General features: G+C 39.7%; 14 protein-coding genes. 4 read left to right on the top strand and 10 right to left on the bottom strand.

Translation table 11 applies throughout. The features are described 5' to 3' along the window. The 5 genes from MWU84_RS19630 to MWU84_RS19610 all read right to left on the bottom strand — a co-directional run. Positions 1–230, bottom strand: a 230-nt coding sequence (locus MWU84_RS19630; RefSeq protein ID WP_246904853.1) for a hypothetical protein, incomplete at its 3' end; no start/stop codon positions are given. Between the two features lie 155 nt (positions 231–385). Continuing rightward, positions 386–1,270 (bottom strand): ACP S-malonyltransferase, encoded by an 885-nt coding sequence (gene fabD / locus MWU84_RS19625; RefSeq protein ID WP_246904850.1) that lies wholly within the window; start codon positions 1,268–1,270, stop codon positions 386–388. Positions 1,271–1,434: 164 nt separating this feature from the next. Beyond that, on the bottom strand, positions 1,435–1,944 hold the full coding sequence (locus MWU84_RS19620; RefSeq protein ID WP_246904847.1) for a gamma carbonic anhydrase family protein: 510 nt from the start codon (positions 1,942–1,944) through the stop codon (positions 1,435–1,437). Positions 1,945–2,096: 152 nt separating this feature from the next. Further along, positions 2,097–2,828, bottom strand: coding sequence for a LytTR family DNA-binding domain-containing protein (locus tag MWU84_RS19615; protein ID WP_246904846.1), 732 nt, complete (start codon positions 2,826–2,828; stop codon positions 2,097–2,099). 73 nt (positions 2,829–2,901) lie between these two features. Further along, positions 2,902–5,103 (bottom strand): tetratricopeptide repeat protein, encoded by a 2,202-nt coding sequence (locus tag MWU84_RS19610; RefSeq protein ID WP_246904844.1) that lies wholly within the window; start codon positions 5,101–5,103, stop codon positions 2,902–2,904. Between the two features lie 346 nt (positions 5,104–5,449). On the opposite strand from MWU84_RS19610, the gene MWU84_RS19605 reads away from it, so the two are divergent. Beyond that, a complete protein-coding gene (locus tag MWU84_RS19605) occupies positions 5,450–6,625 on the top strand; it encodes a vWA domain-containing protein (protein WP_246904842.1) in 1,176 nt (391 codons plus the stop codon). Between the two features lie 562 nt (positions 6,626–7,187). On the opposite strand, the gene MWU84_RS19600 is transcribed toward MWU84_RS19605, so the two are convergent. Then, complete coding sequence (locus MWU84_RS19600) at positions 7,188–8,180, bottom strand: type IX secretion system membrane protein PorP/SprF (protein WP_246904841.1); 993 nt, start codon at positions 8,178–8,180, stop codon at positions 7,188–7,190. Between the two features lie 118 nt (positions 8,181–8,298). Between MWU84_RS19600 and MWU84_RS19595 the strand changes: the two genes are divergently transcribed. From MWU84_RS19595 to MWU84_RS19585, 3 genes are all read left to right on the top strand, one after another. Beyond that, positions 8,299–9,201 (top strand): NifU family protein, encoded by a 903-nt coding sequence (locus MWU84_RS19595; RefSeq protein ID WP_246904839.1) that lies wholly within the window; start codon positions 8,299–8,301, stop codon positions 9,199–9,201. A 69-nt stretch (positions 9,202–9,270) separates the two neighbouring features. Beyond that, a complete protein-coding gene (locus MWU84_RS19590; protein ID WP_246904837.1) occupies positions 9,271–9,471 on the top strand; it encodes a dodecin family protein in 201 nt (66 codons plus the stop codon). Between the two features lie 180 nt (positions 9,472–9,651). Further along, complete coding sequence (locus MWU84_RS19585; RefSeq protein ID WP_246904834.1) at positions 9,652–10,488, top strand: mechanosensitive ion channel domain-containing protein; 837 nt, start codon at positions 9,652–9,654, stop codon at positions 10,486–10,488. On the opposite strand, the gene tsaB is transcribed toward MWU84_RS19585, so the two are convergent. The 4 genes from tsaB to MWU84_RS19565 are packed head-to-tail and all read right to left on the bottom strand — an operon-like array spanning position 10,485 to position 14,998. Beyond that, positions 10,485–11,156, bottom strand: coding sequence for a tRNA (adenosine(37)-N6)-threonylcarbamoyltransferase complex dimerization subunit type 1 TsaB (tsaB, locus tag MWU84_RS19580; protein WP_246904831.1), 672 nt, complete (start codon positions 11,154–11,156; stop codon positions 10,485–10,487). The two genes, MWU84_RS19585 and tsaB, sit on opposite strands and share 4 nt — an antisense overlap. Positions 11,157–11,175: 19 nt before the next feature. Beyond that, entirely contained in the window at positions 11,176–12,516 is a 1,341-nt protein-coding gene (locus MWU84_RS19575; protein WP_246904829.1) for a TolC family protein, read from the bottom strand. A gap of 41 nt (positions 12,517–12,557) precedes the next feature. Next, positions 12,558–13,706 (bottom strand): efflux RND transporter periplasmic adaptor subunit, encoded by a 1,149-nt coding sequence (locus tag MWU84_RS19570; RefSeq protein WP_246904828.1) that lies wholly within the window; start codon positions 13,704–13,706, stop codon positions 12,558–12,560. A gap of 29 nt (positions 13,707–13,735) precedes the next feature. Continuing rightward, complete coding sequence (locus tag MWU84_RS19565; RefSeq protein WP_246904827.1) at positions 13,736–14,998, bottom strand: ABC transporter permease; 1,263 nt, start codon at positions 14,996–14,998, stop codon at positions 13,736–13,738.

The raw sequence follows: 14,998 nt of genomic DNA, 5'->3' as shown, positions 1-14,998 counted from the left end.
AAACTATAATTGTAGGTCGTGCCAACCGTAGCCCCTGTAAAGGTAAAGCTCACCGCCATCTGGTTCCCCGCATTGATAGGGTCCTGGTCGATGCTAACTGAATAACCGGTAGGTACCTGCCCATACCCATTAAACCCAAAAAACAAAAGGGTACTGGCAAGTACCAAAAACTTAAGCTTATAAGCAACCAAAAATTTGGAAAGTAGATTATGTAGGGTATTTATTTTCATAGCGGGTTATATCATTCTAAGATTCAAACAGGGAAGGGCCATGCCGTATCCCCAAAATAGGGAATCAATATTAAGAAAAAATAGCCCATAAGCCTAACAATACAGCTTAAATATGAATTTATCAGATGAACGACAAAAAACTATTACATAGCCATTTATGAAAGCTCCGCAGACCTTGTTTCGGCTGCAGGATGTATTTTTTTCACCAAGCCCTGAAGTACCTTTCCTGGACCAACTTCTGTAAACAAGCTTGCCCCATCGGCCACCATTTGTTGTACACTCTGAGTCCATTTTACAGGAGCCGTTAGTTGAGCTATTAAATTTGCCTTTATAGCCTCTGGATCTTTCACCGCCGTTGTAGGTACATTTTGGTATATGGCACAGCTTGGGGTATTGAATATAGTATTTTCTATAGCGGCAGCCAGCTCTTCCCTAGCAGGCTCCATTAAGGGGGAATGGAAAGCTCCGCCAACTGGCAGCACCAAAGCCCTACGGGCACCGGCTTCCTTCAACTTTTCACATGCAACATTAATGGCCTCCACCTCCCCGGAGATGACCAATTGCCCAGGACAGTTGTAATTGGCAGGCACTACAATCCCCGGAACTTCCGTGCAAATTTTTTCTACTATGGCATCATCCAATCCCAAAACTGCGGCCATAGTGCTTGGCTTTAACTCACAGGCCTTTTGCATGGCCATTGCCCTCTTGAACACCAATTTCAATCCATCTTCAAAATCCAAGGTCCCATTGGCCACCAATGCGGAAAATTCTCCCAAGGAATGCCCCGCTACCATATCCGGTTTAAAACTTTCGCCCATCACCTTGCTCATGATTACCGAATGCAAAAAAATTGCCGGCTGGGTAACCTTGGTCTCCTTTAAATCCTCCGCAGTACCTTCAAACATAAGGTCGGTAATGGAGTATTCTAAAATTTCATTGGCAGTTTCAAACATTTTTTGGGCCAAAGGATACTTTTCATAAAGATCCAATCCCATTCCTACAAATTGCGCTCCCTGTCCTGGAAAAATATATGCGTTCATATGTTTATTTTTAAACTATTTAATTTAGATGCAAAAATAAGATTATTTGATTGGTAGTTTGCCCAGAATCACAGGAATTACTTCCCATTTGGTTTAACCCAAAATCAATTTCAGTTTTCAACTTACAGTAATATTAGGTTCAATCCTTGTATTATTTTTGGAAATCACTCCTTAAACCAACCGGAATATTTCACATAGGCATTGGCTATCCGTTCTACCTCACCAACACTTAAGTCGGTACTGATATCCTTAATTTTTTTCGCCGGCATACCTGCAAAAACAGTTCCTGAAGGCACACGGGTTCCTTTTGTAACCACCGCTCCGGCCGCAATGATACTATTGCTTTCCACAATACAATCGTCCATGACTATACTGCCCATTCCTATCAATACATTATCATGAATGGTACAACCGTGAACAATGGCATTATGGCCTATAGAGACATTGTTGCCAATTACAGTAGGCGATTTTAAATAAGTACAATGTATAACGGCCCCATCCTGAACATTAACCTTATTGCCCATTTTTATATAGTGAACATCGCCACGCAGCACCGCATTGAACCAAATACTGCATTGGTCTCCCATGCTAACCTCACCCACGATAGTGGCATTCTCCGCAATATAACAATCATCTCCTATCTTGGGCGATTTCCCATTTACCGACTTTATCATCCAAATTTTATTTATTTCTGGTTTCTAAATACTAAAACCTTTTTTGCCTGACTTCAGTGGCCAAATCTTTCCATTTTGAAATTAGCACGATTAACAAGACTCTTGCCATCTACCATTGCACCATCTGACCCATGATTTGGCAACTGAACATTCTATTCGAAAAACGAAAGCAAATCCTTCTTTTTGGAAGCGGAAACCATTAATTCCTTGCCATTGGAAATTACCACACTGCCACCTTTGCCCTTTTTATACTTAATTATCTCATTTACATTTACCAGATATGACTTATGTATTCGCGCAAAGGTATATTCGGATAAGGCTTCCTCAAAATATTTAAGTGTTTTACTCACCAAAATTTTTTGTTTCTCCAAATACAGTTCCGTATAATTATCATCAGCTTTGCAATACAAAATATCGGCCACATTCAACACCTGAAAGCCATCTTGTTGCGGAAGGGTAATTTTTCCCTCTACCCTACTGAATTTAGGGGTAAGAACCCGGTCTTCCATTGTTTTTTCCTTTTCCCTTATTTCAGCCACATAATCCACCGCCTTAATAAGTTCATCTATACTAATGGGCTTCATTAAATAATAAGCGGCGTGGGCGTTTAAGGCATCTACCGCGTACTGATTATAAGCTGTGACAAAAACAGTCTCAAAACTTCGGTCGGGCAGTTGATCCAACAGATCAAAAGCATTTCCAAATGGCATTTCCACATCCAAGAACACCAAATCCAGCTCATGGCTATTGATCATGGCAAGCCCTTCCTTAATCGTTGCCGCCTCCCCTATCATATTAACAGTGGGACAATATTTAGCCAAATAATTGCGGAGAATTTCCCTACTGTTCACTTCGTCTTCTACAATTAGGGCGTTTAGCTTCATTCTTAAATTTTATCTTTCATTTTAAACCTTACAGGGCGCTTAGACCTACAAATCGCAACATTTTCGTTATTTATTAGTCTCTCCTAATAGTAAAGACCACCTTGGTGCCCGTACCATTTGATTCTAGGTCAGAAATAAAAACATCTACTTTATCCTTATACATATCGTTTAATATTTCTATTCGCCTTTTGATGTTGCCCATACCCTTGGATTTTTGCTTTTTCTGATTTTGGGTCTTTAAAGCTGCTGAATTTTTTCTACCAATACCATTATCCGTTATAGAAATCTCCAAGATCTGCTTATTCTTTTGTTTGAGCTCTATTTTTAAACACCCCTTGTCTTCCCTATACCGCAACCCGTGCCATATGGCATTTTCGATATACGGTTGCAACAGCATGGGCGGTATTTGAAAGGCATCGATATCAATATTCTCATCGACTATTATGCCATAATCGAATTTATCCGAAAAGCGGGAATGTTCCAACTTGGCATACAGCTCCAACAATTCCAACTCCTTGGACAGGGGAATAAAATCTTCATCGGAATTCTCCAACACGGCCCGCATCAGGGTAGAAAAGTCGCTCAAGTACCTGTTTGCGCTTCTTTCGTCGCTTTTAGCAATAAAATTATTTACTGAATTTAAGGCGTTGAATATAAAATGGGGATTCATTTGGGACCTTAGCGATTTGAGGGCCAATAAATTGTTCGCCAACTTTTGTTGTTTATTGCTCCTGTAAAAGAAGTAGACCGCCAAGCCCATCAGGAGTATTCCAAAGATCAAGGAATATATGATCCAATTTTGACGTTTTATACTTTCCGCTACCAATTGCTGCTCTGTAAGCGCCAGACTGTATTTACTTTGGGAAAGCTCCCGCTCCTGTTCCAGTCCGGATATTCTACTTTGTTGGGAAGCAATCTCCCTATTAAAACGGGCCGCTCTGGCTATTTCCTGTTCTTTTCTTACATAGAGTGTATCTACAACAGCTACATACTCTTGATAGGTTTCCAACGCTTTGTTGTAATCGCCCTTATACTTATAAACTTCGGATAATTTTCGGGTGGCATCTTTCTGCACCAACAAATCATCTTCAACATCTGCGTCTTTTATACTCTCCTCCAAATAGGGTATAGCTTCATCATATTTATCCTGGGCAATATAGGCATTGGCTATTTTATAATTTATCCTTTGGGTCGATATGGAATCCGCTTCCATGGATAAGCCTATTGCGGCCTTACTTTTAGGAATTTTCTTTAAATCCTCCAAGCTCTTCTTGCGCAATTGGATTTCTTGCCCAAATTGACTTTTTTGATTGTAAAAATCGGCCACTTTCTCCTTTTCCTGAACTGCACGTTGTGGGGCCTGCTCTGAGGCAAGCTCCAGTGAATTATTAAAAAAGGCATTTGCCTCTTGAAGTCGATTTCCTTTTGCGTAGACAGATGCTATTTTGGAATTCAGGTCGATGGTCTTAGGGGCTATCTGATTCTTTTCAGCTACTTTAAGTCCCTCTGCATAAAATGCCACGGCCTTATCCACATCTCCTAGTCCAGCATAGGCATCCCCAAGGGTCTCGTACAATTCAACCCTTTGATATGGGACCATTTTGGGTGTTTTGACCAAAGGGGACAACAACTTCTCAGCCTCCCCGTACTCCTTGTTCAAGACATAGGTTTTACCAAGTAGCAATGTGGTTTTTAGGGTATTATTGGCCAGCAGCGCATCCTTATAACTGGATATGGCCAAATCGTACTGCTTGTGGTATTGATAAACTTCACCAAGCGTGGAGTACGATATAGCCAATTGTTCCTTGTTACCAACATTACCTATTTGGGAAAGTGATTGGGTAATAAAATCGATACTTTTCCGAATATCTTTCTTTTTATAAAAATTGGCAGAATCGATATCGTTCTTATACTGAGTGATCGACCTTTCCCCTTTAATGCTTCTACTTGCACCAAGTCCGTCCTCGTTATTGGCCTCTACTAAAATTTCCAAATCGTCCTTAGTCGTAACCCTATATCTAACCGTTTCCAAAAAGGGACTTTCAAAGACAACTTCCTCTCCCATTATCACCTTTATTTTAAATTCTCCCCTAGCATTCGTTAGGGTATACCCTCCACTAATGGTGGACACAGCTACTCCGGATAGACCTTGGTTGGTTTGTTTTGCCCTGACCACCCCCTTCACTTCAAAACTAGGCCCAGCCTGCGATATTTGGGAATACCCTACTACCGTACTAAGTACCAAGAATAAGAATATGTACAAACTTTTGGTCATTGCCATTCGATATATATGATAAACTTAGTCGATTTAAATCATACTAAAAAATGCCATATTCCAATAAATAGCAATCTTTTTAGTCGAAAAATATACTTACCGAATCCAAAACTCTATTTGCCTCACCCAAAATAACCGTTCACTCATTCCCCATTTTTTTTAAAAAATGTTGATTCTACTTTTAACATATGTTTTCACCGAAAAAATTACCTCCTCCCAGGAGTGGAGGAAAATTTAGGCTGAAATACCAGCAATACATATGGAACGGCATCTATGGCAACAAACCCTAAGGAGCCAGTTTCAACAACAACAAAAAAAGTCAATGTTTAACTAAAATAAAGTACAAATGAAAAATGTAAAACAACTATTAGTATTAGGGGCAATCGTCCTAGGAATGGGGAACACTTATGGGTACTACAATTATGGGGAAGCCCTAAAGGACCCCATTTTCACGGAAAAGGTCATTGAAAACTCCAAGCCAGCCAATAATACAGTTAAGATCGCATTATTGCTGGATACCAGTAATAGTATGGACGGACTAATCAATCAGGCGAAGGCACAATTATGGGATATTGTGAACAAATTTACGCATGCCAAATGTGGTACTGATGGGAGGCCTCAGTTGCAGATTGCCCTTTACCAATACGGAAACGATAATTTATCTTCCAGGGAAGGTTTTATTCAACAGGTTTTGGGGTTCAGCAGTGATCTGGATGAGATTTCAGAAAAATTATTCTCCCTGGCCACCAATGGAGGGGAAGAGTATTGCGGACAGGTAATACAAACTTCCTTGAGCCAATTGGACTGGGGGAAAAATCCGGACCAGCTCAAGATGATCTTTATTGCAGGTAACGAACCTTTTACACAAGGCAAATTAAATTACAGGGATGCCGTTGCCAATGCCAAGGAAAAAGATATTATCGTAAATACTATCTTTTGCGGTGCCTACGAGCAGGGTATAAATACCGATTGGAAAAATGGGGCCCAACTAACCGGTGGGGAATACATGGCCATTGACCACAATAGGAAGGTAGTACATATAGCCACACCCTATGATGATGTGATCATTAGGTTAAATTCCAAATTGAACAAAACCTATATTTCCTATGGAGCCTTGGGTGCCGCCAAAATACAGCAGCAAAGTATACAGGATGACAATGCCATGGAAATGGAGGAAGCCGTTGCCGTAAAAAGAGCGGTCAGCAAGTCGTCCCGCTTATATAGCAATTCCTCATGGGATTTGGTGGATGCCTCCAAGTCCGAAGATTTTGACTTGGCCAAAATTAAAAAAGAGCAATTACCTACGGAATTACAGTCAAAATCCAAAGCTGAAATTGCATCCTACATTGACACCAAGAAAAGAGAGCGCAGTGATATCCAAAAAGAAATACAAGAATTGAACAGCAAAAGGGAAGCCTATATTGCTTCACAGAAAAAGGATAACGAAAAGGGTGAATTGGAAAATGCCATGCTTACAGCAATTAAAAAACAGGCTGCCAAGAAGAACTATCGTTGGGAGTAAGTCTACAAAGATAAAAAAGTGTCATTCCTGGGTTTCTAAAACCACAGTGGATAAACCTATAAAATTAAATGTTCAATGGATCTTGGCAAATCTGTTGAACATTTGGCTTTTACAAACCCACATTTATGGCGATTTCTTAAAGTTTTGATTTAGAAAAAGGCACAAAAAATGATTATTAGTTAATTAAAGTTGATAATTCTGTCTCCTCTTTTTTAAGAAAGTCATTTAAGCAGATTGGAAAAAAATTTATCTCTAATTTCGACGGGACAAGGGTAGTCACTTCGACAGAGTCCCTTTTCGGGACGACGAGAAGTCGCACAAATAGCCTTTTAAATTAAGGTATAAATAAACTCGTTGATGAGAAGTGGATAAAGCTATGCTTCTATATTTTAAACAGATTACGGGACTGGTGAGCGCCTAGTCGGGAGACTTTGCGCAGCGGAGGTCTCGACAGCGCTATTAGATTAGCATTATTAAATTTATAGATGTTTAATTTATTGAAATCACGTTATCAAGGTAATTGACCTCCTATTATACCAAGTTGTAAAATATGGCCTTTGATTTAGTAATTAACTGCAGGACATTTGCAATCGTATCTTTTTTCGGACTGGCCAAAATCGTATCCTAGGGTAATTTGATGAAATCCTCCATTATCAAATCTAACATCCCCCATTTGATAGGAATAATTGTAGGACACTAGGAAATTCTTATAATTAACCCCAACAATAGGAGTAATAAGTTGCAACCTTTGTTCTCCAAAATCCGTGGCAGTCTGGTATTGGGCACCATCAAAACTTCTTCGATAAGAAACTCCACCCCAAACCGTCCCAAAATCCACACTCTTGTATACCTTGGCATTGATATCTATGGCCTTTTCCTGGGTAAACTCGGTATACTGAAATAAAACGGAAGGCTCCACCTGCCATTCGCTCCTACCAAACACATAACCCGATGATACCAGGTATTTTCTTAGGTTGTTGGACTCTATGGCGGAGTATAGATCCCTACCCCTACCCATTACATTATGAACAGCGGCGTGGGCATAAAATTCCATAAAATTATACGACATGCCCAAATCCATATTAAAATAACTCACACTATTCCTGGAACCTGTAACAAGTGGATCTGGAATAACCGAAACAAATTCCGACTCGTCCAAATTACTTTGCTGAAGACCTAAACTAAGTCCAAAAGAAAGTTGATTAAGGCTTCTGAAGTCACCGCCCATTCTCAAATGATGCGCATAAGTGAGTTTTAATCCCGTTTGGGAATGGTATCCGTTGGCATCATTAAATACAGTTGCACCATAGCCGCTGCGTTCCCCAACCCTGAAATGTGCGTTTAAAGTTTGCATATTAGGAGCCTCATCCACACTAAACCACTGTTTTCTAATAGTCGCCCTAATTTTCCCTCCTTCGCCGATACCGGCCATGGATGGGTAAACCAAATAGTAGTTATCCGCTAAATAATCAAAATAGACAGGAACGCCTTCTTGAGCAATGGACTGATAGCCAATCGCAAAAAACGAAAGTAAAATCAATAAATGTCGTTTCATTTAAGATGAGGGGTGTATTAATAACATCGTCCAAATATAAAAGATAACGGTTGAAATACTACATTATTATATTTACCATAACTTAGAAAACCTTCGTACTTTTGTGAAAAATATTAAAATGAAAGAGTTTGTAATTACCGTAGTGCCCACGAAGAATCCTACGATACTGAAATTTGAGACCAATCATTTCATCACAAAAAATAATAACTACGAATTTAAAAACATAGACGAAGCTAAAATTTCGCCTTTGGCCCAACAGTTATTTTACCTGCCTTTTATCAAAACAGTATATATATCAGGTAACTTTATTGGATTGGAGCGATATGACATTGTGGAATGGGACGATGTTAAAGATAGTGTGGCCCAGCAGTTGGTAGATTACCTTAATGCAGGTGAGCCCGTGGTTAAGGAGGATGAAAATCAAAAAAAAGTAGCCGTAACCGTTTATGCCGAAGTAACCCCTAATCCTTCAGTAATGAAATTCGTTACCAACAAAAGAATTGTACCCACTATTTTTGAGTTTAAGAACATAGATGAGGCCAAAGATTCTGAATTGGCCAAACAACTATTTATGTTGCCCTTCGTAAAAGAAGTGTTTTTTGATGTAAACTATGTTTCCATAAACAAGTACGATGTCGCGGAATGGGACGATATTACATTGGAGCTTCGCGAGAAAATCAGGGATTTTATTGCCAGCGGCAGGGAAGTGGTATCGGCCACGAGTCTTCAACAACAAAAAACCATTGCCCCGGAAGCCCAATTGGAAGACACTGATTTGGATGATATTTCAAAGCAAATCATTGATATTTTGGAAGAGTACGTAAAACCCGCTGTAGCCAGTGATGGGGGCAATATTCTTTTTAAATCATATGAAGTAGATACTAAAAAAGTGAACGTTATTTTGCAGGGTGCCTGTAGCGGCTGTCCTTCGTCTACCTTTACTTTGAAAAATGGTATTGAAACCATGCTAAAAAACATGATGGGGGACAAAGTGCATGAAGTTGTAGCCTTAAATGGTTGATTTTCATAACTTTTAGCATTTTTTCTATTTTATATTTGTTAACTTTAAGAGAATCTAAAACAATATTTTATGTCTATCTTAAAAGTTATCGAAATACTGGCAAATTCCAATCAAGGATGGGAAGATGCTGCGAAAAATGCTGTTGAACAGGCTTCCAAAACTGTGAAAAATATTCGTTCGGTTTACATTAACGAACAAAGTGCCACGGTTAAGGACGGAAAAATCGACAATTATCGGGTAAATGTTAAAATCACTTTTGAAGTGAATTAAAATTATTCGCATTTCAATCAATAAGCGCCAATAAAAGGCGCTTTTTTTGTATATACTATTTTTAACAGCAAATACCTTATAAGACCCCACTACAACTTGTACTAAGATTAACAATTGTTTAGTGCTAATAATTTGATAGGGGATTGGATTTTTTATTTTTTTGCAAAAAATTATGATTAGATGAATATAATTAACGATTACGAAGATAATATTGCTAAAGTTCAGGCATGGGCATGGGAAATTTTACCAGGTTTGGTGAGTTCCATAGTTACTTCCGCACTTATTTTAATAGTGGGACTGTGGATTATTAGATTAATCAACAGAATGGTCAAAAAGTTCTTTAGGAAGGCAGAATACGATCCTTCCTTGGAGTCTTTCCTTCAAAGTTTCATCAGCATAGGCCTAAAACTAATGTTGTTCGTCTTGGTAATTACCCAATTGGGAGTGCAATCCTCTTCCTTGGTGGCTATTATTGGTGCCGCCGGTTTGGCCATTGGTCTGGCCTTACAGGGTTCCTTGGCCAATTTTGCTGGCGGGGTACTTATCTTGGTGTTTAAACCATTTAAGGTAGGTGATTTTATCTCTGCCCAAGGAGTAGATGGCACGGTTAAGGAAATAACCATTTTTACCACCAAATTAAGCACCTTTGGAAATCAAATTGCCATTGTCCCCAATGGACAGCTCTCCAATAACAACATTATTAATTATAACGCTCAAAACACCAGAAGGGATAAGATAGGCGTGGGCATAGGGTATAGCTCCGATATCAAAAAAGCTAAAGACATATTACTGCAGATCTGTGCTGAAAATGAGAATATCTTAAAAGATCCTGCTCCTGAAGTTTATGTGGCCGAATTAGGGGACAGTTCCGTTAACCTTTCCCTGCGCTTTTGGGCTCAAAACGAGGTGTTCTGGGCAGCGCATTTCCATGTTATGGAAGAATTAAAAAATAGGTTTGATGCAGCTGGAATAGAAATTCCATTTCCTCAAAGAGTTTTTCACCAAGAAAAATCTTAGGATTTTTTGCCTTGCAACACAAAATCTTTTAGATAAAAAGGTTCAAAGTAAGCAACATTTTCAAAGTTGCTTGCTTTGAACTTTTTATGTGATACTTCTCCCATCTCTACTGCAGTGGGCAATGCGGATTCAAAAGTAAAATTGGGATGTTCCAACAATTCCCTGCATTTTTCTGCTCCGTCACCAATTAATAATACACGACCTTTTTCCGCATACTCCAAAAAACTCTCCTTTTGGATAATTTCCGCTCTTGTATCCCTAATATTATTCCCTGCCACATCGAAAACCGTTGCATAAACCTCCATTCTCCTAGCGTCCAATAAGGGAATAATAAAATCGTAATTTTTTCCGTATCCCTGTCTAGCCAAACTTTCCAAAGTAGGAACCGATATAAGCGGTAAATTCAAGGAAAAACAGAGCCCCTTGGCCGCCGACACACCTATACGGAGTCCGGTATAGGATCCTGGACCCTTGCTCACGGCAATAGCGGATATGTCTTTAAACGACAAGGAAGTCCCTTTCATAACTTCCTCTATAAAAATGTGCAATTGTTCCGAATGGGAATAGTTGGGACTGTTATCTTCCCTTAATGCGATTACCTCTCCATTTTTGGCAATACTCACGGAACAATTCGTGGTTGCTGTCTCCAAATTTAATATCATAGTCATAATGGACCGCAAATATAGTTTAATCCAAAGTTATAGGTAAGCCAAAATAAAACTCCAATACCTTTAGCCTAAATAAATATTCATATTTTGTCCGTATCAATTCTGCCTCGGCGTTATCCACTCTTGACTGCGATTGACTAAAATCGAAGGCGTTCATAAGGCCAACGTTATATCTTTCTTTTGAATAATTATAGGCCAATCTACGAGCCTCCAGAGTCTTTTGAGCCGCTTCATAGGCTTTGGAAAAACTCTTTACATCTACGTATGCCTGATTTACGTTCGTCTCCAAATCCAATTTGTCCTGCTTCAACTGCAGCCTGGATTTTTCTACACCGATCTTGGCACGCTTAATATTGTTTTTAACGCTAAACCCATTAAACACAGGAATATTTACCTGAAGTCCATAAGCTATACCATCGGTTAAATACAGCTGGTCTGTAAAAGCGATTCTATCGAAAGTCAATGGATCCCTAAATTCACTTGAGTAACGTGTTCCATAATTAAAGAAAGCCCCTAGGGTCGGGTAAACCGCGCCTTTTGCTATCTGAAGGTCCTTTAGCGCCAAATCTACATTGGACATGGAGAATTTAATATCGTTTCTAAAGGTAAGGGCCTTATCAAATATTGTTTTAGGGGAATTGTCCAAAATATTGGAAGGAGGGATATCAAAATCTTCTTCCGCAATATCAAAATTTTCATAGTCGGTAATTTGCAGCAGTTGTGCCAAGCCAATCCTGGAAATCAACACCTGATTTTCCCCATTTACAATTTGCTGTTCCTGATTGGCGGCAGTAGCTTGTATTTCCAATAAATCGCCTTGGGGAACAACACCGGCATCGACCAATTCCTTGGTCCTTACCAAATCTTGCTCCGTTACGGCATATTGGGCCCTAAATACTTTAAGTGATTCTTTACTGGACAATACCTGTAAGTAGGCGTTGGCTACGGCTAGCATAATATCGTCCTTAAGATTATCCAATCTATATTGATTTGCCAGGGCGTTCAATTTTGCCCTATTCAACCTGTGGATGTTCCGTAGTCCATCAAAAAGATTGACATTGGAACTAAAACCTCCCGATGCAGTGGTTACCGTTCCTGAAACCTGCTGGTTCCTGGATTGATCCAAAACGAGCCCAGAATTACCGGAAACACTTGCATTTGCATTAAAATTGGGCAACATGTCACCGATGGCATCGGACTTATCAATTTTGGCATTTTCAAGATCGAGTTCAAACTGCTCTATGGTCAAGTTATTCTCCACGGCATAGTAAACACATTCTTCCAAGGTCCATTTCTTTTCTTGGGCAGATAGTACGCCACAACAGAAAATAAACAACCCTATAAGTATCTTAATTTTCATGTTTTGATTATTTTTTGATTGTTTTTTGATTGATGTTCCGCTTATTTACCTTCCTCTGTTTCACTATCTTCTTCGGTACCTTTCTTTATAGGCTCGGTTTTGTTCCAAATCTTCACCTTATCATCTTCCGTAATTCCTGAAACAATTTCTACATTCACCCCATCCGAAATCCCTATCTCCACATCCTTTCTTTCAAATTTTTGCTCTTCAACCATACCCACGGCCACTTCAACAAAGGGCTTATCCGTTACCTTATCAAATTGCAAAAGAGCCTCGGGAATTACCATTACGCTATCCTTCTTTTCCAGAACCAAAGAGGCATTGGCGCTATATCCGGCACGGATCAAAAAGTCGTCCTCAACGGTTACATCACCTTCTATTTTAAACTGCACGGCACCGGACTCCTCAACACCCTTAGGAGCAATAAACCTAAGTTTGGCATCAAACTTTTTGTCGTTAATGGCCCCCAAACTGATTTCCAAGGGCATTCCCAATTCCAATTTTCCTACCTCTCCCTCATCTACTTTCCCTTCAAATATCATAATACTCAAATCTGCTATGGTAGCTATGGTAGTCCCATCATTAAAGTTATTACTCTGAATTACCTGATCCCCTTCCTTCACTGGAATCTCTAGAATGGTACCAGAAACGGTAGCACGAATATTGGTATTTGCCGTTGCACTGCCTCCGGCCGATCCATCTCGAATAATCTGGTAATCGGATTGTGCGTTCTGAAGTTCCAATTTCGCCTGGTCATATCGCAATTGTTGGGTATTGAAGTCTTGGGAAGATATCACTCCCTTATCAAATATTGCCTTATTACGGTCGTACTCTATCTTGGTATTGCTCAATGCAATCTCTGCATTTTTCACCCGGCCCCTGGCCTGGTTCATGGACTGCTCGTTAGGAACCACTTTTATTTTAGCAATAAGATCACCGGCTTTAACTTTAACGCCTTCTTTAAGGAATATTTCATCGATAATACCCGAAATCTGGGGTTTTATCTCCACTTCATCCTCGGGCACCACCTTGCCTGTTGCCACCGTTTTCTTTTGAATATTGGCCGTAAAAGGTGTTTTTGTCTCGTAGGTAATGGCCGATTTACTATTCGACTTCACAAAAAAGGCCGCCGCCCAAAGGGCTCCCAGTACCAAAATTCCGATTAGTACATATTTTACAATCTTGTTCATTTTACTATTATTTATTTGAATTGGTTTGTTTATTCTTCTCTTAAAGCATCAATTGGTTTTATACTTACGGCACGTTGGGCAGGTATCAGTCCAATTAAGGTGCCCAGAACTACCATTATGGCCAAAGCCCCTAAAACATAAGGTATGGGCACTGTAGGATTGGCGTAGGGGAAATCCATGCCCTGGGTGACCTTATTGATCAAACTTAGTACGCCAGCTCCCAAAATAATCCCCATTACCCCAGCCACCATGGTCAAAAATACCGACTCCAAAATTATAAGGGATCTAACTTCCTTAGGTGTGGCACCAAGGGCGCGCCTAACACCAAGTTCTTTAGTCCTCTCCTTTACCGAGATCAATAAAATATTCCCGATCCCGATTACGCCGGCCAAAATAGTGGCTATTCCTACTACCAGGGACATGAAAGTAAGACCCTTTGCAAAGCCGACAATTCTGTTGAAGATTTCCCCTAGATTAAACGAACCTATGGCCCGCTCATCTTTTGGGTTTACGCTGTGAATATTCTTAAGAACCGCCTTCACATTTTCCTCCACCTTAATAACATCTGCGTCGTCAAAAGCTGCAATAGCGAACCAACCCACATTTTCACCTGTATTGTATAACTTTTTGAAGGTAGTAAAAGGTATATAAATATCGGAATCACTTTCAAATCCACCTCCCGGTGTATACTTATGTATCCCTACAACCTGAAAAAATACATTATCAATCCTAATATACTCCCCTATAGGGTTCTCGTCATTTTCGAACAACTCCTTTTGGGTGCGTTCCCCTATGACACATACCTTTCTAGCACCTTCAATATCCTCATCGTTGATAAATCTACCCCCATCATATATTTTCTTTGTAGCAATCTTCGTAGATATAGGATAATCGCCATATACAGCATAGCTTCCAGACTTCCCATTTCTAATAATTTGGGCCGGACTACCGCCAAAAATGCCTTTTACATTTCTAGGAGCGATGTACTGTATATCGGGGATCCTATTTTTCAATATTGTAACATCCTTTAATTTGAGCTGTATCTGTCTTCCAGTTTTAAATCCCTTGTAGGGCATACTGGTGCTCTGTGCCCAAGCAAACATACTGTTCATGGCCACATTTTGAAATTGCTTTTCAAACCCATTGTCCAACCCCTTGGCCGCTCCGGACAGCACTATGTAGATTAAAATGCCCCATAAAACCCCTATGACCGTAATAATGGTCCTGGTCCTATTCTTTCCAATAGAACCAAAAATCTCCTGCCAAGTATTACTATCAAATAAAAATCTCAT

The sequence above is a fragment of the Arenibacter sp. F20364 genome (assembly GCF_023015905.1).
GTDB lineage: Bacteria > Bacteroidota > Bacteroidia > Flavobacteriales > Flavobacteriaceae > Arenibacter.
This window is presented reverse-complemented; position numbering and strand designations above follow the sequence as displayed.